General features: G+C 61.0%; 19 protein-coding genes and 1 pseudogene. 9 read left to right on the top strand and 11 right to left on the bottom strand.

Annotation, left to right across the window (positions count from 1 at the left end; genetic code table 11):
- The first annotated feature begins 123 nt into the window (after nt 1-123).
- The 3 genes from NLN62_RS24355 to NLN62_RS24345 are packed head-to-tail and all read left to right on the top strand — an operon-like array spanning nt 124 to nt 4,165.
- Nucleotides 124-1,656, top strand: a complete 1,533-nt coding sequence (locus NLN62_RS24355; protein ID WP_254110498.1) for a thymidine phosphorylase family protein — start codon at nt 124-126, stop codon at nt 1,654-1,656.
- Complete coding sequence (locus NLN62_RS24350) at nt 1,653-2,573, top strand: ribose-phosphate pyrophosphokinase (RefSeq protein WP_254110497.1); 921 nt, start codon at nt 1,653-1,655, stop codon at nt 2,571-2,573. The genes NLN62_RS24355 and NLN62_RS24350 overlap by 4 nt, the downstream gene beginning before the upstream one ends.
- The gene (locus NLN62_RS24345) at nt 2,570-4,165 is read left to right on the top strand and encodes an MBL fold metallo-hydrolase (RefSeq protein WP_254110496.1); all 1,596 of its coding nucleotides are present in this window, start codon (nt 2,570-2,572) and stop codon (nt 4,163-4,165) included. Before NLN62_RS24350 ends, NLN62_RS24345 begins: the two co-directional genes overlap by 4 nt.
- A gap of 13 nt (nt 4,166-4,178) precedes the next feature.
- On the opposite strand, the pseudogene NLN62_RS24340 reads toward NLN62_RS24345, so the two are convergent.
- The 4 genes and pseudogenes from NLN62_RS24340 to NLN62_RS24325 form a co-directional block, all read right to left on the bottom strand.
- Nucleotides 4,179-5,188, bottom strand: a pseudogene (locus tag NLN62_RS24340) (serine hydrolase domain-containing protein).
- A 729-nt stretch (nt 5,189-5,917) separates the two neighbouring features.
- The gene (locus NLN62_RS24335) at nt 5,918-6,385 is read right to left on the bottom strand and encodes a CBS domain-containing protein (RefSeq protein ID WP_254110494.1); all 468 of its coding nucleotides are present in this window, start codon (nt 6,383-6,385) and stop codon (nt 5,918-5,920) included.
- Between the two features lie 94 nt (nt 6,386-6,479).
- The gene (locus tag NLN62_RS24330) at nt 6,480-7,283 is read right to left on the bottom strand and encodes a universal stress protein (RefSeq protein WP_254110493.1); all 804 of its coding nucleotides are present in this window, start codon (nt 7,281-7,283) and stop codon (nt 6,480-6,482) included.
- Between the two features lie 168 nt (nt 7,284-7,451).
- Nucleotides 7,452-7,898: a host attachment protein gene (locus tag NLN62_RS24325; RefSeq protein ID WP_254110492.1), complete on the bottom strand. Its 447-nt coding sequence runs from the start codon at nt 7,896-7,898 to the stop codon at nt 7,452-7,454.
- A 136-nt stretch (nt 7,899-8,034) separates the two neighbouring features.
- On the opposite strand from NLN62_RS24325, the gene NLN62_RS24320 reads away from it, so the two are divergent.
- Nucleotides 8,035-8,721 carry a CBS domain-containing protein gene (locus tag NLN62_RS24320; RefSeq protein ID WP_254110491.1) on the top strand — a complete coding sequence of 229 codons (687 nt, stop codon included), beginning with the start codon at nt 8,035-8,037 and terminating at the stop codon, nt 8,719-8,721.
- A gap of 38 nt (nt 8,722-8,759) precedes the next feature.
- Nucleotides 8,760-8,972, top strand: a complete 213-nt coding sequence (locus tag NLN62_RS24315; RefSeq protein ID WP_254110490.1) for a hypothetical protein — start codon at nt 8,760-8,762, stop codon at nt 8,970-8,972.
- 54 nt (nt 8,973-9,026) lie between these two features.
- Here NLN62_RS24315 and NLN62_RS24310 read toward each other — a convergent pair whose 3' ends face one another.
- Nucleotides 9,027-9,266, bottom strand: a complete 240-nt coding sequence (locus NLN62_RS24310) for a hypothetical protein (RefSeq protein ID WP_254110489.1) — start codon at nt 9,264-9,266, stop codon at nt 9,027-9,029.
- A 444-nt stretch (nt 9,267-9,710) separates the two neighbouring features.
- On the opposite strand from NLN62_RS24310, the gene NLN62_RS24305 reads away from it, so the two are divergent.
- Nucleotides 9,711-10,202, top strand: coding sequence for a hypothetical protein (locus tag NLN62_RS24305; RefSeq protein WP_254110488.1), 492 nt, complete (start codon nt 9,711-9,713; stop codon nt 10,200-10,202).
- Nucleotides 10,203-10,227: 25 nt separating this feature from the next.
- Nucleotides 10,228-10,509 (top strand): heavy-metal-associated domain-containing protein, encoded by a 282-nt coding sequence (locus NLN62_RS24300; protein WP_254110487.1) that lies wholly within the window; start codon nt 10,228-10,230, stop codon nt 10,507-10,509.
- Between the two features lie 268 nt (nt 10,510-10,777).
- Here NLN62_RS24300 and NLN62_RS24295 read toward each other — a convergent pair whose 3' ends face one another.
- The 5 genes from NLN62_RS24295 to NLN62_RS24275 all read right to left on the bottom strand — a co-directional run bounded on the left by NLN62_RS24295 (nt 10,778) and on the right by NLN62_RS24275 (nt 18,345).
- Nucleotides 10,778-11,107, bottom strand: coding sequence for a hypothetical protein (locus NLN62_RS24295; RefSeq protein WP_254110486.1), 330 nt, complete (start codon nt 11,105-11,107; stop codon nt 10,778-10,780).
- 591 nt (nt 11,108-11,698) lie between these two features.
- The gene (locus NLN62_RS24290) at nt 11,699-13,987 is read right to left on the bottom strand and encodes a heavy metal translocating P-type ATPase (RefSeq protein ID WP_254110485.1); all 2,289 of its coding nucleotides are present in this window, start codon (nt 13,985-13,987) and stop codon (nt 11,699-11,701) included.
- Nucleotides 13,988-14,269: 282 nt separating this feature from the next.
- Entirely contained in the window at nt 14,270-15,880 is a 1,611-nt protein-coding gene (locus NLN62_RS24285) for a PEP/pyruvate-binding domain-containing protein (protein WP_254110484.1), read from the bottom strand.
- Between the two features lie 9 nt (nt 15,881-15,889).
- Entirely contained in the window at nt 15,890-17,818 is a 1,929-nt protein-coding gene (locus NLN62_RS24280; RefSeq protein ID WP_254113648.1) for a hypothetical protein, read from the bottom strand.
- An 89-nt stretch (nt 17,819-17,907) separates the two neighbouring features.
- On the bottom strand, nt 17,908-18,345 hold the full coding sequence (locus NLN62_RS24275) for a hypothetical protein (RefSeq protein WP_254110483.1): 438 nt from the start codon (nt 18,343-18,345) through the stop codon (nt 17,908-17,910).
- Between the two features lie 175 nt (nt 18,346-18,520).
- Between NLN62_RS24275 and NLN62_RS24270 the strand changes: the two genes are divergently transcribed.
- Nucleotides 18,521-19,606: a Tat pathway signal protein gene (locus tag NLN62_RS24270; protein ID WP_254110482.1), complete on the top strand. Its 1,086-nt coding sequence runs from the start codon at nt 18,521-18,523 to the stop codon at nt 19,604-19,606.
- 14 nt (nt 19,607-19,620) lie between these two features.
- A complete protein-coding gene (locus NLN62_RS24265; protein WP_254110481.1) occupies nt 19,621-20,574 on the top strand; it encodes an alpha/beta fold hydrolase in 954 nt (317 codons plus the stop codon).
- A 165-nt stretch (nt 20,575-20,739) separates the two neighbouring features.
- Here NLN62_RS24265 and NLN62_RS24260 read toward each other — a convergent pair whose 3' ends face one another.
- The gene (locus NLN62_RS24260; RefSeq protein ID WP_254110480.1) at nt 20,740-21,003 is read right to left on the bottom strand and encodes a hypothetical protein; all 264 of its coding nucleotides are present in this window, start codon (nt 21,001-21,003) and stop codon (nt 20,740-20,742) included.
- Nucleotides 21,004-21,503 lie beyond the last annotated feature (500 nt).

The raw sequence follows: 21,503 nt of genomic DNA, 5'->3' as shown, positions 1-21,503 counted from the left end.
GCTTGATTTGCGATCGTGGCTGGTTCACTGATCCGGTCAGCCAAGAGCAGCAATGATCTGGGTCAACATGCCGCTCGGTCGCGTCGGTATCCTGTTGCATCTGCAACAAAGACCTCACTGTTGATGAGTGACATCTCACCCGGCCGCGCGCAGCTCAAATCCCGCCGTGTCAATCTCGACACTGGCCGCGAGAACATCGTTGTGATCTCCCGGCGGTCAACGGCGCTACGACCGGACCTGTTTCGGGGTTTTTCCAGGGTCGAACTGCGCAGCGGCTCGAAGACGCAACTGGCGACAGTACTTCTCACCGATGACGATAGCCTGGTCGGGCCCGACGAGCTTGGCATGGCTGAACCCGCGTTTCGGCGCTTCGGGCAGCCCGCGGGCAGCTATATTGCGGTGACCCCTGCCCCCTCCCCACCCAGTTTGGACTCGGTTCGCGCCAAGATTCAGGGCAAGACGCTTGAGGCTCCCGAGATCGGCACAATCGTCGATGATCTCGTGCATTATCGCTATTCGGACATGGAAATCGCTGCGTTCCTCGTCAGCTCCGCCAACTTTATGACATCCGGAGAGCTGGTCGCGCTGACAGACGCCATGGCGAAAGCCGGGACGCAGCTCAGGTGGAATGCTAAGACTGTCGTCGACAAGCACTGCATCGGCGGCATTCCCGGCAATCGTACGTCGATGATCGTAGTTCCGATTGTGGCCGCGCACGGACTGACAATCCCGAAGACGTCGTCGCGCGCGATCACGTCGCCCGCGGGAACGGCCGACACCATGGAGGTCCTGGCCCGAGTCGACCTCAACGTTGAAGCGCTGAAGGAAGTCGTCGCCTCATGCAATGGCTGCCTCGCATGGGGCGGACACGTCAATCTGTCGCCGGCAGACGACATCCTGATCAGCGTTGAGCGACCGCTGGCGCTGGATACGCACGAGCAGATGGTCGCGTCCATCATGTCGAAAAAGCTGGCTGCAGGCTCGACGCATCTTCTCATCGACCTTCCAGTGGGTCCAAACGCCAAGCTTACGACGGTGTCGGAAGCAATGCGCCTTCGCAAGCTGTTTCAGTTCGTCGGCGATCGTTTTGGCATCGAAGTCGAGGTCGTGACGACCGATGGGCGGCAGCCTATCGGCAACGGAATCGGCCCGGCTCTTGAGGCGCAGGACGTGATGGCGGTCCTAGCTAACGAGCCCGAGGCACCACGTGACCTTCGCGAGAAGTCCTTACGTCTTGCTGCCCACCTCCTGGATCAAGACCCCGACCTGCGCGGCGGGGCAGGTTACGCACGTGCCAGCGAACTCCTGGAGAGCGGGGCGGCGCTTCGACAGATGATGAAGATCATCGAGGCTCAGGGCCCAGCACCTTCGACGAGTGAGCTCGGAAGCCTTACCGTCGACATTCACGCCGCGAGCGATGGTGTCGTCTCAGCGATCGATTGCTTGCGCCTGAACCGGCTGGCGCGCACCGCAGGCGCCCCGCTCGACAAGGGCGCAGGCATCAAATTATTCAAGAAGATTGGCAATCGCGTTGAGCAGGGAGAACCGCTCTATCGCATTCATGCATTCGAGCCCTCGGGCGTTGACCTCGCTGTCGACATGGCCAAGCTGGATTCTGCTTACCGGATCGAACCGCAGGCCGGGGCGACACCATGATCCCGACTGCAGTACAATGGCTGCCCACTTCCAGCTATTTCGGGCCTCGGCTTGCTGAGACTCTCGGTATCCCGGGATATGCGATCAACTTACATCGGTTTCCCGATGGGGAGCTGCGGGCAACCGTCGGTCCGGCGGCGGCGACCGCCATAGTTTGTTGCTCGCTCAATCAACCTAATGAAAAGCTGATTGCGCTACTGTTCGCTGCAGAGGCCTTGCGGCGTAACGGAGTCAGGCGGCTGGTGCTCGTGTCGCCTTATCTCGGCTACATGCGCCAGGACGCTGCGTTCCATCCGGGAGAAGCAATTAGTCAGCGCGCAATCGGCGCTCTTCTGGCGAACACCTTCGATCGCGTTATCACGTTTGATGCACATCTCCATCGCATGCCCAGCCTCACCGGCGTCTTCCCTGGAATTGAAGCGGACAATCTGTCGGCCGGGCCTGCGATCGAGGCTCTGCTTCGTGCCGAGACGGTCTCACCTACGACAGTCGTGGTCGGTCCCGATGAAGAGTCCCGATCTTGGGTGGCTGACATTGCAGGCCGTCTCGGACTTGCGTACAGCGTGGCGCAAAAAGTGCGTCGGAGTGATCAATCGGTCCAGATTGCGTTCCCGAACACGACGCTTTTCGTCGGCCGACCGGTGCTCTTGATCGACGACATCGTGTCGTCCGGCGGGACCCTCGTCGCCTGTGCGGAAGCGATTGTCGCATCAGGAGCCTCTTCTATCGAGGCCATCATCGTCCACGCGCTATTCCCGCGAGCGCTTATGACCGCGTTCGGTCGCGCCGGCATCCGTTCCGTCCGCTCCACCAACAGCGTGCCGCATCCAACCAACGCCATCAACCTCGACGATCTTCTCGTTCGCGCACTGCGGCGGGAGGTCGCTGGCATGCCGGTAAGTGGGACCACTCCATGAGCGTCACCATCCAGTTTTGCGGCGCCGCCCGCACCGTTACCGGCTCCTGCTATCTCTTTGATGCGCCCAAGGGACGATTCCTGGTCGATTGCGGGCTGTTCCAGGGGCCGAAAACGTTGAAAGCGCTGAACTATGGTGCGTTCCCGTTCCGCCCGGCGGACGTCGACGCTGTGTTGCTGACACACGCCCACATCGACCACAGCGGGCTCCTGCCGAAGCTCAAGCGTGAGGGCTTTTCAGGCTCGATCCTGGCGACGCGCGGCACCATCGAGCTCTGCTCCTACATGCTTCCTGACGCCGGCAACATCCAGGAAACGGAGGTTGCCGCCCTGAATCGCCGAAACGCCGCCCGGGGACGGGCCGCCGTCGCGCCCATCTACACGCAAGCCGATGCGAATGCGACGCTTGATGCCTTTCGGCCGGTCGAATACCAGGCGTGGTACACGGTGATACCGGGCGTCCGCGCCCGCTATTGGAATGCCGGCCATCTGCTCGGTTCGGCTTCGATCGAGCTGGAATTCGCCGAGCAAGGTAGAAACGAAGGACCGTTGCGTATCTTGATGTCGGGTGACATCGGCCCAGATGCCAAACTTCTGGAGCCGGATCCGGAGGGCCCAACCAGCCTCGATTACGTGTTTTGCGAGTCAACCTACGGCGATAGCGACCGCCCGTCCACAACGCCCGAACTGCGTCGCTTGCATCTCGCCGAGGAGGTGCGCGATGCCGCCAGCGGACGCGGCGCGCTGCTGATTCCTGCCTTCGCGGTTGAACGGACCCAGGAGTTGATCGTCGACCTGGCCGACTTGATGGCCCGCGGCGAGATTCCGATCGCACCGATCTTCCTCGATTCGCCTTTGGCAATCCGTGCGACGGAGGTCTTCCGGAAAAACGCGGCCAGCCTCGATCCGGCGGTCGATCTAGATCGGCTTCTGACATCCAGTCAGTTGCACTTCACGGAAACCGTTGACGAGAGCAAATCTATCGCCAGGCTCTCCGGCTTTCATATCGTCATTGCCGCAAGCGGAATGTGCGACGCCGGTCGCATCCGCCATCATCTGAAGCGATGGTTATGGCGCAGGGAGGGCACGGTCCTGCTCACGGGATTCCAAGCCCAAGGCACTCTGGGCCGCTTCCTGCGCGATGGCGCGAAGGCGGTGAGAATCCAGGGCGAGGAAATCAAGGTTGCGGCGAGAATTCGATACATCGACGAATACTCAGGGCACGCCGACGGCCCCGAACTTGCGCGCTGGATAGCCGCGCGCCGCCCCATTCATCGTGGCCTGTTCATCATGCACGGGGAAGAGCACGCGCTCGGAGGCCTTCTGAACCGGGTGGCCGAACGAACCGTTCCAACGGCCCGCATTTTCACGCCGATGCTCGACGACGTCTACGAATTATCGACTGCCGCACCGACACCGATCGACGTCGCTCGCCGCCGCAGGCTCACTCCCGATGCAGTCGTCAACCTCGACTGGCACAACGATATGTCCAAACTGCTTCTCGATATCAATGACCAAATCGAGGCGGCGGCGGACGATCGGGCACGTGGCGTCATCATCAGGAAGCTGCGGAGAGCGCTCAACGAGGGATGACCGACCCGCTTCGTTAAAGCAACGTCGACACAATTCCACCCTCCGCGATGTACAAGTCCCTTTCCGGCACATAGTAGAGAAACGAACCGGATGTACCCGAATGCTCCCACGTCGCCGGCAGACCGGTTAGTCCGGCAAGCGGAGACGGCAGCGAAAAATGCATTGTTCCATATCCATACTGCATCGGAAATTGCCAGCGGTGCCACTCACGCATCCGTAGCAACGTCTCCGCTCTGACAAGCCTCCCCTCCTTGAGGGCCCTAAGAAATACAATCATCTCGCCTACCGTTGAGACGATGCCCCATCGGCCCAATAAGAACCATTCGAACGCACAAGCGTGATATTCCGGTCGCCAAAGTAGACGTCGGCGGGAGAACTGCCCGAGCCCAATCTCTCCGGCCGATAGCCAACCAACCATGTTTGCTCGAACCCTAGGGGGCGAAAAAGCAGATTGTCGTAGACGATGTGAAGGGGGTGGCCGGTCACGCTTTCAATGATCTTGCCGAGCAACTGAAAGTTTGTGTCCGAATAGGCTGTGGCCGTTCCCGGCGGAAATTGCGCCTTCAGGCTCCGGGCCCGCGCAATCGTTTCATCGACGGTCCAATGCCGCATCGGGTCCTCGAGGAACAGATCAAACGCACTTTTGCCATCCGCGGCCTTGTCCGAGTAGTAGTCAGCTATGCCTGATCGATGAGATAGCAATTCTCCCAAGGTAATTTGGTCCGAATAGTCCCTTCCGGCATACACGTGAATACCGTGAACCATTGCGGAAGGAAGATACTTGGTGATCGTGTCTTCCAACGAGAGCCGCCCCTGCTCTGCCAGCATCATAACAATCGTTGCTGTGTAGAGCTTCGTGATGCTGGCAATGTAAATGGGGGTTTTGTTCGTAATGGCGACCTCAGCCCCATCGTTCGCGGTACCAGCCACGCCGAACCACTGAAACGAACCGTCGCCTTTGACCACCGCAAGGACGCAGCTCTTGACCGATAGGACATCGGCGACCTCGTTCCGGACGATCATCTCCAACTGTGATGCTGGCTCGGTCGCCCGGACCCCTGCCTCTCCTCCTTGCCATAGGATGACTCCGACGACGAGGCCCGCAGAAAGCGCACTTGTCCACGAGACGATGCAACCTTTAACTTTTGATGCGATTTCTGTCATGCAGCAATCTGCCGGGGCATCAAGCTCACTGGGCTAAAGCGCACCCCGGAGCACGTCGACATGATTAGAGGGGCCTCTTGCACGCGACTTGATCTTGGTCAAACGGGTCGCGAAGAGCCACACGTCTCCAAGCTTCGCGGGATCGGGCAGCGTCGTGTTTCCCACGGAACGCATCAAAGTCGCGCGGGTCGTGAAGCGTTGTCGGCGTGTTAACAGGAGATCTTCTGCGCCAACCCCTCGACAAAAAGGGCATTGCAAGTCGGACTTTTCCGATAGCGGTGTGCTGCAAGAGACCGCATCGGTGCATACTTGGGCAGCTGCCTTATCGTCTGTTAATGCACGAGGGTACCTAGGGTGTAGTCTTGGCATTCGTCAAATTGGTGGGGGGACTGCCCAATGCCAATAAACGAGCATCGACGCCTTGTAAAGGAAGCCAAGGCAATCGTAGAAGAAACGCGGCGCAAGGCTGACGAATTGCGGAAATCTGTCGAAGAATCACGCCGTCTCCTGGAAGAGAGCAAAGGGATTTTGGCGCGATCGACGTTGCTTCGACCATCGAGCCCCGTCGTCAGGAGTGGTTAGCTGTTGTTACGGCCTTGATCCTTCTGCGCATCTCAAGTGCTGCTCGAGCGCGACAAGCATTTGGGTGCGGCCTAGAATACCCGCAAGCTTCTTGTTGCGGAGTACCAGCACCTGCGAGATCTGGTAAATATCCATCTCTTTGACGACCGCCTCTATCGTCGCGTTCTCATCGACGCAGACGGGGTGACGACTCATGACGGCATCGACCCGAAGACCTCTGGTTCGCTCGCGAGCGAGCTGCCCCTCGTCTTTCCCCAGGAGCCACTCGAGCCAAAATCCCTCCGGATAGTCCACTCCCAACTCGCGCCTATGAAGGAAATCGCCTTCTGAAATGATGCCGACCAACGTCCCTTCATCGTCAAGAACCGGCAGGCCGCGCTGATTGGTCTCGAGCAGAAGATGAATAGCGTCCAGAAGCGGAGCACTCGGCTTCACTATAGCGAACCAGGTCCGCATGATCTCTGCCGCCTTCATGCTTCCCTCCGTCAACCGCGCCTGCGCTCCATGGCGGCATCAATTTGCCCCTGTTCGATCAGCCTCTACAGGACCGTTGCGCTATCCGCTCGGGCTAGTGAGACATCAGCAGGCAACCCTCAGCCTCGTGCAGGAGGCTGTGCGTCATGCCGCCAAAGATCCATTCGCCCAACCTGCTGTGTCCATAGCCGCCGGTAACGATGAGGTCGGCGCCGACGTCTGCGGCCGTGCGAATGAGATAACCGGCATCGGCCTCCGCCGTATGCACGCGAACCTCGTGCTCGCAACTCACACCGTGCCCCTTGAGATAATTGGCCACATCCCGCACCCGGCAGTGCGCCGCATCCTGTTCGTTCGACGTGCAAATTTCGACGATCGTGACTTTCGAAGCCCGGGTCAGAAACGGCAGCGCGTCGCGAACGGCAAGTCGCGCCTCCCGAGTGTCCTTCCAGCCGACCACGATGCGGTCGCCGGCCAGTTCTGTCACACCGTCTGGTACTGTCAGCGTGGGACGGCCCATTCGCAGCATGGCGCCCGCGGAATCGAGATGGCGGGGGTCGTTGGCCCTGAGCTGCTTACGCTTGACGACGACAAGGTCAGCAGCCCTGGCCTGCTCAACCAGAAACTCGGTCGGGAATCCGATCGCCGTGCGCCATTCCACCTTTTCGCTCGGCAGACGGACAACTCGCCTAAACCACTCTTCCTTGGCCGACAATGTTGCCCGTAAGCGCTCGACATCGTCGGCCGTCGTTTCTTGGATGATCACGCCCTCGGCAACGAACGGCGGCTCTGTTGCGATCGCCGCGACACCGAGAAGGGATGCTTCAAATCCACCCGCGATGCCTTCCGCCACGGCACTCTGCCCTTCCTCCTGCTGCTCTGGATTGACGTAGACCATGACGCTGGCAAAAGACATGTCGTTCCCCCGATGGCTGCGATCTACCTTCTATCGTGCATCCGGCCGCTTCCTAGCTTGATGCACATCAAGCGAGATCATGTTTGCCTGCTCAGCACCGCCCTGGTCGGAAACCTCTCCTGCGGACTTGCACCAGGCGACACGGCTGCCCTATTTGTCCAGCAAATGCTTTTCGATGTCGCCCACCGGATGCCTGGTGAGGTCCTTGGCAAGCTCCGCCACGATCCGTCGCTTCACATCAGGATGGAACTCCGACCGGAGCGCCGACAGCGTTCGAGATGGAGCGACAATAATCAGCGCGGTCGACTTCTCGCCGCGCACGATACGCTCCGCAGCAGCCGCAACCTGCTTCACAAAGCGGCGCTCCTCGAGCTCATGCCAATCGGTCATCTCCACGGAGCTTCTTTGCCCAGAATGCAACGCTTTGCTCACCCGGCCAGGACGATCGCTCCCTTGATCGTGAGCCGCCGGATTCTGATCCTCGAAGACGGCCTCCATCTTCAAGTTCGGGAACTTCTCGTCGCCTTCGTTGCGGAAGAATAGCGCCTTTCGTCCGTCGCCAACGAACACCACGGCACGATGCGGTATCTTGGTCATTCCAGCTCCTCCGTCGCAGGTCAACGATTTCTACTGCTCGGCAGGCACCCTCGCTTGATCCCGATCAATCTCGACAGATCATAATCCGGCAAGATTATCGACAAATCGAAACCGAGCGATTGATGCGGAGGTTGTCATGCAGGCACGAGATGTAATGGTTTCCCCCGTGATAACCGTCGACGCAAACGCCACCGTCCGGCAGGTCGCGCAACTTCTCCTTGCTCAACGCATCAGCGCGGTGCCCGTCGTCGATGCCGACAACAGGATCCTCGGGATCGTGACCGAAGGCGACCTGCTGCATCGAGCCGAAGCCGGCACCGAACGCCCCTACTCCTGGTGGCTGCGTATTTTGACCGGCGATGCTCAAATGGCGACTGACTACATCAAATCGCACGCAATCAAGATCACCGACATCATGACGCGCGACGTCGTGACGGTTACGCCTGAGACCGCGCTGCATGACATTGCAATGCTACTCGAAGAGAACCAGATTAAACGCGTGCTGATCGTCAACCAGCAAGGCCAGCTGGTCGGACTCGTCAGCCGGGCAAACCTGCTTCAGGCGATCGCAAGCGCCCGGCCGAAGCTCGAGATTTCGCTTCCCGACGCGACCATCAGGAAGAGATTCCTTGAGGAGCTCAAGAACCAGTCTTGGGCACATACGTTCAACCTGAACGCAACGGTGCAGAACGGCGTCATCGATCTTTGGGGCTTCGCACCGTCCGCCGCAGAACGAGCAGCCATCCGCGTGGCCGCCGAAGCCATTCCCGGCGTCGTGACCGTCAATGATCACCTGCTCGAGACACCGAGCTTCGTCTACTGACGCTAGACAGATTCTCAGGTTTTCGCGAGGAGGCATGCATGGCACATTTTGTTGTCCGCTTTCTCAAGGATGTGGTTGGCGATCAGGGCCAGCCTTGCGAGGCATGTCAGCACACTCTCGACGTCGATGCGCACGACGAGACTGAAGCGGCCCTATTGGCAAAGAAGAAGTTCTGCGAGTGGCGTGCAATTCGCGACTGGTCACTTCACGCCGATCGCATCGACGTGAAGCCGGCCGACTTTCCTTCTTGAGTTTGCGGGACATCATTCTCGCGCGATTTGCCCCCCACAACCGCGCCGCGCGCCTTACAGTACAGGCGTCGACTTCTGATCAATCGACGCAACACGCTTGCGAAACAATATGGCCGTGTCTGCGATACTGGCAATGCATTGGTGACTGCGGGCGAAATTGCGCAGACGACCAATCGCGGCATCGTTCAATCCGAATAGACGCTCGTAATCGCGACGGCTGATTTGAACAAGCGCTCCGGCCTGCAGCTCTTCCAGCCTCTCTTCCAAGTCAGGCAATGTAAATTTGGCGCGCATCCTGCAGGGTCCCTGTTCTCGACCAACGACATCAGTCCAAAGTCAATAGAACCGCGATCAATCGAAAGAGCTCTCATCCCAGGTGACAAGCGGCGCTCCGATGATCAGGAGCTTACCGTACCACGATACGGTTGGGCAGCCTTTCGGAAAGGCTGCTTGCCTTCCTTCAGCGAATCTCGCTCCGTCGTCTAGTCGAGCGCCGATGCCAATCCTTGCGGGATCTGGCGATATTCTTGCCTTGTGGCATCTATATGCCGATACGGACTTGATATTGGTCAAGAGCGCCGATAGCTCACGGGAGTCGTCACGGCGTTTCTTGATCGCGATCATGTCTCCTGATTATTCACCGCCGCTCTGATTCACAACGCTTGACGCACATCAAGTGAACACTCCGGTGATCATCTAAGGGATATGACGAATGAGTTTCTGTCGGGGGAGTCCTTCATGAACAAGCGCACCTTCACCACGCTCTTCTGCTCCAGCTTGGCCGTGCTCGTCAGCACTCAAATGGCCCGCGCCGATGTTGTGGCGCGCTACGAGTGCAACATGGTCGACTTTTTCACCCAAGAGCCGATCGGCGATCGCCCGGACCATAATCTTTCACTTCTGCAATACTCTTGCGCAGGGGTCGATGGCCTCCTAAAGGGAGCCTTATATAGCGGATCCAACACGATCGAGTGGGATGGGCCCAAGGGCAGGATCATCGTCGGTGGCGGAGTTCACCGTATTCCCGGCGGCCGTGTCGTCACCGAGCTGACGGAAGGTGCGGCGGCGATCATCACGAAGGACGGCAAATTTGTTGGCAACGAGGCTTCGGGCAAAGGTGTGGTAAAGCTCGCTACCGGGCCTTTCGCCGCGCTGAACGGCAAGACCGTCAGATTCAACAGCACGCCGATCAGCCCGGTCCGGTGGATTCTCGAGTTGACGACAGATTGACCATAGCTCGCTGCGGAGAATGTAGATGGTGTTCCGGCGCGTGCTGATCGGCATACTCGCGGTGACGATGTCATCGGCATCGCTCGCCGCGGAAAAGACGGTCACACTCAACGTGCAGAAGATGGCGTGCGACTTGTGCACGTCCGCAGTCAAGAAAAGCCTGGAAGCAATTCCCGGTGTCGCCACGGCGGTGGTTTCGCTCGAGGATAAGACGGCTGTTGTCACCTACGACGACAGCAAGGTTGACGTGAAGATGCTCATCGACGCGACGACCAAGACGGGTTACCCATCGACGCCGACAAATTGATCAGTTGATGTCCGTGATCCCGATCGGCGCGAATTGTGTACACGAACGAACATTACTTGCGAAACACGCGCAACCTTTGGAGGAAGCCGATCGATCCATTTCACTTGTCGGGCGACATTGAAACTATGTCTGGCGCTCTTTCGGCGCTTCAGATGAATCATTCTTCGCTTTCAGGGATAACGCGGCGGCAGATCATGATGCTCAACCGACCTGCCCGCTGGACGCATCACCTTCTTGCAATGGCGCGAGCGGTATTCGGGCATCTTGGCTACAGCCGTAAGTTCACCCTGCTTTGGAATTGATGACAGAAGCCATCCAACAACTTCTGAATAGCCTCAAAATTGTCGACGAGCCGCTCCAATTGAGGGTGGTTGTGCGGGTGAGCTTCCGCAAGTTGCTCTCGCGCACGGTGGAGGCGTTCCCGGCCTTTTGCGGCTCGCATCTCGGCAAAGCCAAGCTGCTCGGCATCCCGTGCTAGCTTGTTCTCTTCGTCAATCAGCAGCTTAGTGACCACTGCCCGGCGGTCGGACGCTAGGCTATCGTCGTTCAGCAGCTCCAGGAAACGGTCGATATTTTCACGGGCGATGTACCTGTACATAGCGGAGGCACCCCTGCGTGATGAGCGCCTCATATTACCACTACTGGATCGCGCCTCAAGTGGGAGCCGACGCTCAGCCAAAAGCGTGGAGCTTTGAGCAAGATCAATCTAGGGCTGGAGTTGGCGCAATAGGCTAGCTTTTTACCGCCAACGATCAAGAGCTCCCAATGGAGCAAGATGACACGAGCGGGAGGAATTGGACTTTCGTGTGCCCAAGAACCGGCTCGAGCGTCCAGCACCGTACGGAGCGCGTGAGCGAGCGCGATGACGAATATGAAGGTATCACTTGTCCGGCTTGCTCGCGCCTCCACTTCCTAAACCTCAAGACTGGCAAGCTATTGGGCGAGCAAAGAAAGTAGCTGGGCCGCACGGCTAATTGACTTTGAGATGGCCCCGCTGTCCGCTTTGATCGCCCTGCACCAATGCGCGGCTATAGCGGCGCAACGAACGATGCCGATAGCCTCTCCGCTCAGGTTCGGAGTTCGTTTTACCGGCACCAACCTTGCCTATTGGATCCTGTCCGTGGCGGAATTCGGCACGATCGACTAACGATGAATTTTGCTCCGGGTCACATAGAGTCGCCAAGCCACCTCACTGCGCGGCCACGGCCTCGTAAATATCCTCCTCTTGGGCAGTATGCATGCGCACAAGAGTTTCGATCGCCTCGATCACACGCTGGGCGTCTCGGACAAGATAGCGGTCGATCTTTTCTGACGGTAGGTCCGACGCGATCCGAGCGAGCAGCCTCGCGAGGTGAAGGATCTCTCGGTGCGCGCGGCTCATGGCCGAGAGGCCATGGCGCTCTCGCAGTACCTCCGCAATCTTCGGATAGACGCTGCCCTCGTCCTCGCGCTCGTGCTTTACGATGCTGCCCTGAACCAGGCGATCAGCCTCTTCAATCAAGGCCGCCGCGGTGTCTGGCGGTACCTCGTCGATCGCATCGACGATCTTGCGCAGGCGGTCGAGATCCCTGAACAGCGCCTGATGGTCGTGATGCAGTGCCAAGCCCTGCTCTGCGGATATCCGGCGACCAGCGCTCCCATGAGCTGGAGTGAGCGCCCGCAGCGCGTTCAGGATGACGGCAACATCAATTACCTCCTGCACGATCGCCGCCGGCACGGGATCAAGCCAGCCTACGGTAGCGGCCACCATGGCGGCCAAGGACAATCCCATACCCACAAGGATGCTTTGGAGGGCAATCCGCCGTGCGCGCTGCGCAATTATGATCGCTTCGCCGACGCGATCAAGCCGATCGGCCAGGATCACCACATCTGCCGCCTCGGACGAGGCGCCCGCTCCGCGCGCGCCGAGCGCGACCCCGATGTCGGCCACGGCCAGTGCCGGGGCGTCATTGATGCCATCGCCGACCATGATGGTCGGATGCTGCCGCTGTTCCGTGCGCACCGCCTCGACCTTATCTGAAGGAACGCGGTCGGCCAGCACGGCATCGAGGTCGAGCGCTGCTCCGATCGCCTGCGCCGCTGCGGCGCGATCGCCCGTAACCATCACCATTCGCGCGATGCCCGCATCGCGCAGCAACCGGATCGCTCGCGGCGTATCAGCCCGCAGCTCGTCGGCCAGGAGCAACGCACCGATCGGATGCCCGCCGACGGCGACAAAGACGATCAGCGCCGAGCGCCATGAAGCGCGCCGGATCGCACGCAACTCCCACGGCGACAGCTCTGCATGTGAAAGAAGCATCTCTCGCGAACCCGCGGCGACCTGGCGGCCGTCGATCAGGCCGCGCAAGCCAATACCCATAGTCTCTTTGACCTGTTCAGGCGCTTTCAGCTCGAGCCCGCGATCGATGGCCGCAGCGACGACAGTCTTGGCGAGGACGTGTTGCGAGGCCTGCTCGAGCGATGCCCCAAGTGTGAGGACCTCGTCCGGGTCTTCCCCCGGGGCGACTTCAACCGAAAGCAACCGCGCCCCTCCCACGGTCAACGTGCCGGTCTTGTCAAACAGCACCGTGCGCGCGCGAGCCAGCGCCTCCAGTGCCCCGCCGCCCTTGGCCAAGATGCCGCGGCGGGCCGCTTGCGCCACGCCGGCGATGAAGGCGACCGGTGCTGCGAGAATTAGGGGACAAGGTGTTGCCGCCACCAGCACGGCGAGGCTGCGGGTCAGATCGCCGGAGATCAACCATGCCAGGAAGGCGATGACGAGCGTTACGGGAAGAAAGATCAGCGCATAGCGGTCGGCCAGCCGAACAAAGGGAGCCTTTGCCGTTTGCGCCGCCGTCACCATGCGCACGATGCCAGCGTAGGTGCTTTCGCCGGCCGGCGCGGTCACGGTCAACTCGAACGTCTCACCAGCATTAAGCGAACCGGAAAGAACTGCGCTGCCACGTGTTTTCTCGACGGGGATCGGCTCTCCCGTAACAGCCGACTCGTCGATGGTAGCCATGGCCGAACGGACGATGCCGTCGACCGGCACAATCTCGCCGGCGCGTACCAGGAGTTCTTCGCCGACGGAGATTGCCTCGATCGGCACTTCCTCAATCCGCTCGCCGGTCTTACGATGTGCCCAGCGCGGTGCACGATCGACCAGGGACCGCAAGTCGTGCTCGGCCCGCGCAATCGCGATGTCCTCCAGCACGTTGCCGCCGGAATACATCAGTGCCACCACAGCGCCGGCAAGCGGCTGGCCGAGCGCCAATGCCGCGCTCATCGACAGGAGTGCGATCGCGTCCACTCCCAGGCGGCCGCCCAGCAAGTCCCTAACGATCGAGACCCCCAGTCCTCCTATCACGGGTGCCGTGCCGATTCCCCATAAGAGATCAGCCAGGTCAGGCCGGCCCGCGGCTCCCGCAAGAATACCCGCGGTCAACCCCGCGATTGCGATCGCAATCAGGGTCCAGCGCAAAACCCGCTCAAACGACATGGTCTCATTCCGCACTATGCAACATTCTCTTCCGAAACCAGCTCCGTTGCTTGAGCAAAATCAATGACAAGTCTTGAACGCTTGGTTCCAATAAGCGAAGCCGTTCGCAAGCCGCCTACCGCTCGTCAACTTGCCTTTGCTCTGAATGCAATCACGGCACACCTAATCGGAGCATTGGCGCAAGTGGCTTTGCATACCCACGCGAGGAAGGAGCTCCTGGGAGCTCGGAATCGCGGCTAAGGTGATGGTCACCGATGGATGCGCGTTTGGCGCGTTTCTAAACTAGTTCTGCGAACACTTGCGTACCGGCTGCGCGTTGGCTTGCGATCGCCATTTGGCGATTTCGGCAAGTTCGACCTCCGGCCGCGTCTCCACCGTCTCGCAACGACCGAGATAGAGCTGTCCGGTATCGCCTTCGATGGTGATCCAGTCGCCTTCCCTCAGCGTCGCGTTTGCAAGTTGCGCCTGTCTGCTGTCGAAGTCGATCTTCAACGCGCTACAGCCGACCACGCACGGCTTGCCCATCTGTCGCGCCACCAGCGCCGCATGCGATGTCCGAGCACCGACGGTCGTGACGATGCCCGCAGCCACAGCGAAGCCCGCAACATCGGCGGTGCTGGTGTCAGGCCGAAGCAGGATGATCGGCTCGCCCGTGGCGGCAAGCCGCTTTGCGTTTTCCGAATCGAAGGCGGCGCGGCCGACGCCGATGCCACCGGAGGCGCCGATGCCGGTTGCCACCGGCTCGCCGGCCGAAATGAGCGCTGTCTCGGTGAGTGTAGTGATGTCGATCTCGGCGATCCGCGCCAATCCCTCACTCTCCGTGATGAGCCTTTCACGCACAAGGTCGATCGCGATCCTGACCGCCGCGCGCGGCGTCCGCTTGGCGGAGCGCGTCTGCAGGATCCAGAGCTTGCCGTCCTGGACGGTGAACTCGACGTCCTGGACGTCGCGGAGCTCCCGTTCGAGCTGCGTCAGGACCTCGCTGAGTTCGACCTCGGTCGAAGGCAACGCCCGCGCGATCGCCTCGTCCGTATCGGGCATGCGCCGTCCGGAGACCACGTCCTCGCCTTGCGCGTCGAGCACAAGGTCGATCATCGGATGCGGCTTTCCGGTCGAGGGATCGCGCGAAAACGCGACGCCGGCACCTGAGGCGAGCCCGCCATTTCCGAACACCATCGACTGCACGGTCACCGCGGTGCCCTGGAGCTCTTCGAGCTGCTGGAGCTTCCGATAGGTTTGCGCCCGTTCGCTCATCCAGGACCGGTAGACGGCGCGCGCCGCGGCGTTCAGTTGCGCGACCGCGTCCTCGAGCCAGCCGTCGTCGCTGTCTTCGACCAGCGCCTGCTCCTCGGCAGCGAGCCGTTCCAGCGCCTCGCTGTCCAGCTCACGGTCGTTGACGACGCCTTCGCTCGTTGTCAGTTCGCCGAGCCGCGCGGCGAACGCTGCCCGATCGAGCCCGAGCACGGTCTCGCAAAAACTTTCGAGAAAGCGGCGGCGGCAATCCCAGGCGAGCCTCGGCCGTCCCGTGGCACGGATCAGGCCGTGTATGGCGTTCGATGTGCAGCCGATATTGAGAACGGTGTCGAGCATGCCTGGCATCGATCGCGCCGCGCCCGAGCGCACGGACACCAGCAGCGGCTGACGGCGATCGCCAAAGCGTCTTCCTGTCACCTCCTCCAGGAAGGCGATTCCTTCCTTCAGCCCATCTCGCAGGTGTCGCTCCGCATGGGCGTGGCCGGCGATGATGTCGGCGCAGAGCTTGACGGGCAGCACGAAAGCCGGCGGAATCGGCAGGCCGAGTGCCGCCATCCGCGCGAGGTTGGCTGCCTTCGCGCCGATCTCCTCACCAGAGTGCAGTTCTGTCGCGTCGCCACCGATACGCACGATATGCATGGTCGTTCCTCAGGCTGCGAGATCAATCATGATGTGCCGGCGTAGCAGATGTCCGAAACCGGCGAAGCGGTCGGTGGCGCGCTCGATGGCGCGCGCGAGCTCGAGAACCGAGAGCGATGTTGCGACGTCGAAGCCGCCAGAAAACACCAGCGCCGTGATCGCGCGCTCACGACTGTCGGCCGCATGCTCGGCATCGATTAGCCGGGTCACCGCGGAGAGCGCGTCCTCAGAATCCGCGCGCCGGCCCTCCGGGACGTCGGTCGCGGCGGCAAGGCCGGTGGCTGCGGCCTCCGTGGCCATCAGGCCGATCGTGCACAGCTCGACGAGCGCTGCGAGCAGTGCCTCGTCGGTCAGGTCAGGCATCAATGAAGCGATGAACCCCGCCTGCTCAAATTCGTCGATGGCTTCCTCGGCGCGGTCGATGAGTTGTCCGATGGTCGGCCGCGCGTTGAGCCGGCTGACCTCCTTGCGCGTCTCCAGTGCGATGCGGTCGGCCTTCTGCTCGATGTGGCCGCAGCGCCTGGTGAGCTCCTTGCGATCGGCCGGCAGACCGGCTTGGAGAGCCGCGATGTGGCGGGAGACGGCGGCGACGATATCGTGCGCCAGCCCGATCTGGCGTATCACCACCGCCAGCAGCGCGCCATCGACGCGCTCAAAGTGCCGCACCAGATCGGCTTCGATCTGGTCGCGTACCATGCGCACCGAACGGCCCTCGAGCAGCGCGTCGGTGGAGGCACGCAGCGCAGCCTTCAGGAAATCGATCGCAGCACTGCGGCCCAGAGCCTGGTCGAGACGTTCGCCGAAGCCGATCCGCGTCGGTGCGGCGTTGCGCACCGCCGATCCCAACAGCTCGTTGCCGCCGAGTTCGAGGAAGCTGCGGTGGCCAATGCGATTCCGTGCAGCCCATTCCAGGATTCGTGTAGCGTCGTCCTTGGTCACCCAGGTGCGCAATAGCTTGCGCGCCTTGTTCCAGTCGATCAGGAATACCAGCGCGGCGCCCACTGCGGCCAGAAATTCGTTGCGGCCACTGGCGTGGCTTGCCTGATATTGGCAGGTGATTAGGTAGAAGGAATTGTCCTCGCCGAGGCCGACTGCTGCGTGTCGGTCGAGCCCACTCCAGTTCGCCTCGAACCTGTCGAACAGCGAGATGAAGAACTTTGCGCGCGCAAAGTGCACGTCCGTGTAGGTGACAGTGATCGCGTTCTTCTTCACCGCGATGACGACGACATGCGCGTCCGTGGTGCCGATGTCGTTCTGGATCAGGAGCCGGCCGCCCGAGCGGGTCGCCATGGTGTCGAGGCCGGGGTGGTTGAACTTCAGCGCACGGGTCTCGTTCAGCCCCTTCATGAAGCTCTCGACGGCGCCGCGATCCTCGGCATGCAGTCCGAACACGTGGGCGCCGCTCAGGATTTCCTCGGAGCAGTTTGCAGCGAGCCTGTTGAGCTGCTTGTGCAGGTCCATCACCAGGCGGTGCAGGCTGTCGGCTTCCGTTTCGGTGACGCCCGTCAACCGCGCGATGCGCGCGATCTCGATCTCGTTGCTGGTTTCGAGCAGGCCCGCGCCACGGATCGCATTCAGCCGGGCGTTCGCTTTTTCGCCATCGGCCGGAGCACCTGCGCTGACGGCACGGATCATGGTCGCAGCGTCGTCCTGGATCTCCTTCATCAGCTTGGCCAGATTCGGCGCGGCAAGTCGCCCACCGCCGATCAGGTGGGCGCCGGCGATTAGTGTGGCGATTGCGGCCGGCGCGATTCCGGCGGCTCGACTCTCCACCGCAAGCTCGTTCGCCGGCCGATCGGGCGCCTCGGCATGCTGGTGTGCGGCCTGCAGAGCGCTCATGCGCACCTTGATGCGGTCGTTGGCGGCAAGGCCTTCCGCTACCAACGACGGCAGCAGCATGTCGCCCTGTCCGAGCTCTCGAATGATCTGGGTTTTCACGATGCGGCCCGCTGCAGTTGATGTTGTTTTCATAGCGAGAACTCGTGCTCGGGCCTTGCGATAGATCATTCATGAAACCGTCACACACATCACGGCGCGGCCGTGTCAGGTCGGCCAGCGCCATCCACCCTCGAGACCGGCAGCTGGTGCTCGCTACGACGCATCAGCGCCAACTGAATGTTGGGAAATGCTGCAAATAGCAGCTGTCCCACAAGTCCTAGCAGTTCCGGCCCCCGGCCATAGCGAATGAGTTGCTCCGATACCGTCCTTTCAAGACCCAATGTCGTGAGCAAGAGTTCCGCCGTCATCAGCAGTGCGAATGCGAGCCCACCCATGATCAATCCAGCGCCACTTGTGTTTGGCACACCGAAACGCGTGATGATCCATCCACAGGCAAGCCACGCGAACGCTAGAATGACCGGCATTTCGAGAAGGACAGTGACCGTCTCGCCGAGGCTCGGCAGTAGGACCAGCAGACGCAGAACGCCGAGCGCGAAGCCGGCTGCGAAAACGATAGCAAAGTACACAAGCCCAGCCAGCGATGCGCCGTGAACCGAGCACCTTGCCATTTCACCGTCCCTTCCATCGAAAAGGAAACATTAGCTTATCCTCTCAGTCGAGCGCGTTGCGATGCATCAAGTTGCCTGAAGGAGTTCGGCGATACTTTGCTGTTGCGCGAGCGGCTCTTTTTGCGAGTTTTGCATGAAACGTCGATCCCTGCTTTTAGGAACGATTGCCACGTACGCAGCCGGCATGCCAACAGCCGACGCCCAGCAGCCCTCGACATACGAGGAAGCTGCGCGTCTTGTGTGGCGTCCGCTCGATCCGGCGCGTGGCGCCCTCGAGCTCGTGCGCGCGGCGACCTTGGCCGCCAACAGCCACAACACGCAGCCGTGGCGGTTCACGCTGGCGGCCAACAGGATCACCATTCGTCCAGATCTCCACCGTCGCTGCCCTGCTGTCGATCCCGACGATCATCACCTGTTCGCTTCGCTCGGCTGCGCAGCTGAGAACCTTGTACAGGCTGCCGCGATGCTCGGCTTGAATGCGAGCGTTGACGTCGACACCGTGGATCCTGGCTCGGTCGTCATCGCGCTCGACCGCACCGCTGCATCGAATCATGAGTTGGCCGAGGCCATCACGCAACGCCAATGTACGCGGGCCAAGTATGATGGCACCGCGCTAAGTTCGGAGGAACTTCGCGCAGTCGAGAATGCCGGCTCGTTATGCGGCGTGGAATGCCTCATCGTTACCGAGCGATCGCGCATGGAGGCTATTCTCGACTATGTCATTCAAGGCAATACGGCGCAGATGCGCGATCCCGCCTTCATGGCAGAGCTCATATCCTGGATCCGCTTCAACGATGCAGCAGCCATCGAGCGCTTGGACGGGCTTGCCGCACGCAGCTCCGGCAACCCGGCACTGCCGGCCTGGCTTGCGCGCCACCTCCTGAGGTTTGTCTTTACCGAGAAGGGCGAGCAGGACAAATACGCCGAGCATGTCCGCTCGTCGGCGGGCATTGCCATCTTCGTCGCTCCGCACAGCGACAAGGCGGGCTGGGTTGCCGCTGGACGCGCCTACCAGCGTTTCGCGCTGCAGGCGACGACGCTAGGAATCCGGAACGCATGTCTCAATCAACCTGTTGAGGTGCCTTTCTTGCGCCTCCAGATCGCAGCCTATTTGGAGCTTGGCGATCGGCGCCCGGATCTGATCGTGCGATTTGGTCGCGGTGCGAAGCTGCCGCCCTCGCTACGCCGGCCGGTGTCCGCCGTCATCGATGCCGCGTGAGCCGGAGCAAGGCCATGCTTCCGCTTATGCTGGCCGTCCTCGTTGGCGCTGGCGCTCTCGTCTACTGGTCATACCGTTCAGAGATAGATAATGCGCGGACCAGGATCGAAAGCGGCGGGCGCGTGATCTCCACCGCGCTAGGCGTGGTCCAATTCGCAGAATTCGGCCGTGGCATGCCGCTACTCTCCATCCATGGTGCTGGCGGCGGCTACGATCAGGGCCTCGACATCGCCGCCGATCTCGTCGGCAGCAGCTATCGCGTGATTGCGCCGTCCCGGTTCGGTTATCTCGGCACGCCAGTTCCGCCCGATCCGTCTGATGCGGCGCAGGCGGACCTGCACGCAGCGCTTCTCGATGCGTTGAAGATCGAAAAAGCCATCGTGATCGGGACATCGGCTGGCGCGCGGTCTGCAATCGAGCTTGCACTCCGCCACTCCGGCCGCGTGACCGCGATCGTTCTTATTGTGCCCGCGGCTTACTCGCCTGCAAGTCCCGTCTCGATCGAAGGAAGTCGCGCGAGCAACTTCGCGTTCTGGCTCGTCAATTCGGGCGCGCAGTTCGCCTGGTGGTCGCTTGAGAGGATCGCGCCGTCCGTCCTCGTCCGCTTTCTGGGTGTTTCGCCGGCAGTACTCCGCGCGGCGTCACAGAGCGAAAAGGATCGCGTCCTGCACATCATGAAGAGTGTGCAACCACTTGCCCGGCACTTTCGCGGCGTTAATCTTGACAGTGTTTCGGATCTCCATCCGATACCGCTGGACGCTATCCGCGTGCCGACTATGGTCGTGACAACACGGGACGATCTTTTCAATACGCTTCCTGCCGCCGAATTCGCCGCCCGATCTATCCCAGCGGCCAGGCTCGAAGTGTTCCAAACGGGAGGACGCCTACTTGTCGGGCGCGAGGCAGAGGTAAAGCGAGCTGTTGCTCACTTCATAGACGGGACTGGCGCACAATCATTGCAACCCTAGCACGCGAGGCCGGAACGGCCTCCAGGGTCGTGGTGACCGTCTGGCCTCCGAGGGCGGCGAGTCCGGGACGTCCTGGATCAGGATTTCGTACCGGGCGAGCGCCTCGCGATCGATTGCGGCCCTTCACCCGTTGGGACATGATCTGGTGCGCGCGCCTGACTTCAGTCATTTGGAGGGGTTTTGATCGAAATCAACGCCGAGCCTGGCCTTGACGCCATCCTGTTCCATCATTTTGAGCGCTGGCATGAACTTCCGGACGCTGATATCCGCCGCGATTGTTGCCATGCTGCCGCTATTGAATGCGGGAGCGCAGGTGAACTTGCCGGCCGATAGTACGCGACCCCAACTTTCCGACCTCATGGTCGCGCTCCAGTTCCAACACATCAAATTATGGTTCGCCGGCAAGCTCAGCAACTGGGATTTGGCCAATTATGAGCTTCGACAGGTCCAGGCCAATTTGCGGAAGGCAATGCCCCTTCCGTCCGAAAGCGTGCGATCGTCCCAAACTACCGAGCAGCTGCAAGCCCTGGATCGCGCGATTCAACTGAAGGATAGCCCGGCTTTCGCGAAGGCCTACGCGGATCTCACGAACGGATGCAATACTTGCCACCGCGCCAGCGGATTCGGTTCGATCACCATCCAGGTGCCGGCCAACTCACCGTTCAGCGATCAGCTGTTCGCCGATCAAATCGCGCAGGGTCGCGCGCTCGCTCAAGGGACCTGCGGTCTCTGTCACGTCGTCTCGGATTCTCCAAGCGAGACACCGGCCTTTCGTTTCCCTGCACCAAGCTTCAACGAAATAGCCAGCCGGCCCTCCTTTTCAGCCACCGATCTCCGACAGCTCTTGACGTCAAACCACCGTCGCGTAGGCCCGAACCAGGCGATGCTCAATCCAAAGCTCGCCGAATTCCAGATCGACGCGATCGTGG

This window comes from Bradyrhizobium sp. CCGUVB23 (genome assembly GCF_024199885.1).
Taxonomy (GTDB): Bacteria; Pseudomonadota; Alphaproteobacteria; order Rhizobiales; family Xanthobacteraceae; genus Bradyrhizobium.
The sequence above is the reverse complement of the archived record's forward strand: the minus strand, read 5'-3'. Positions and strand labels throughout refer to the sequence as shown.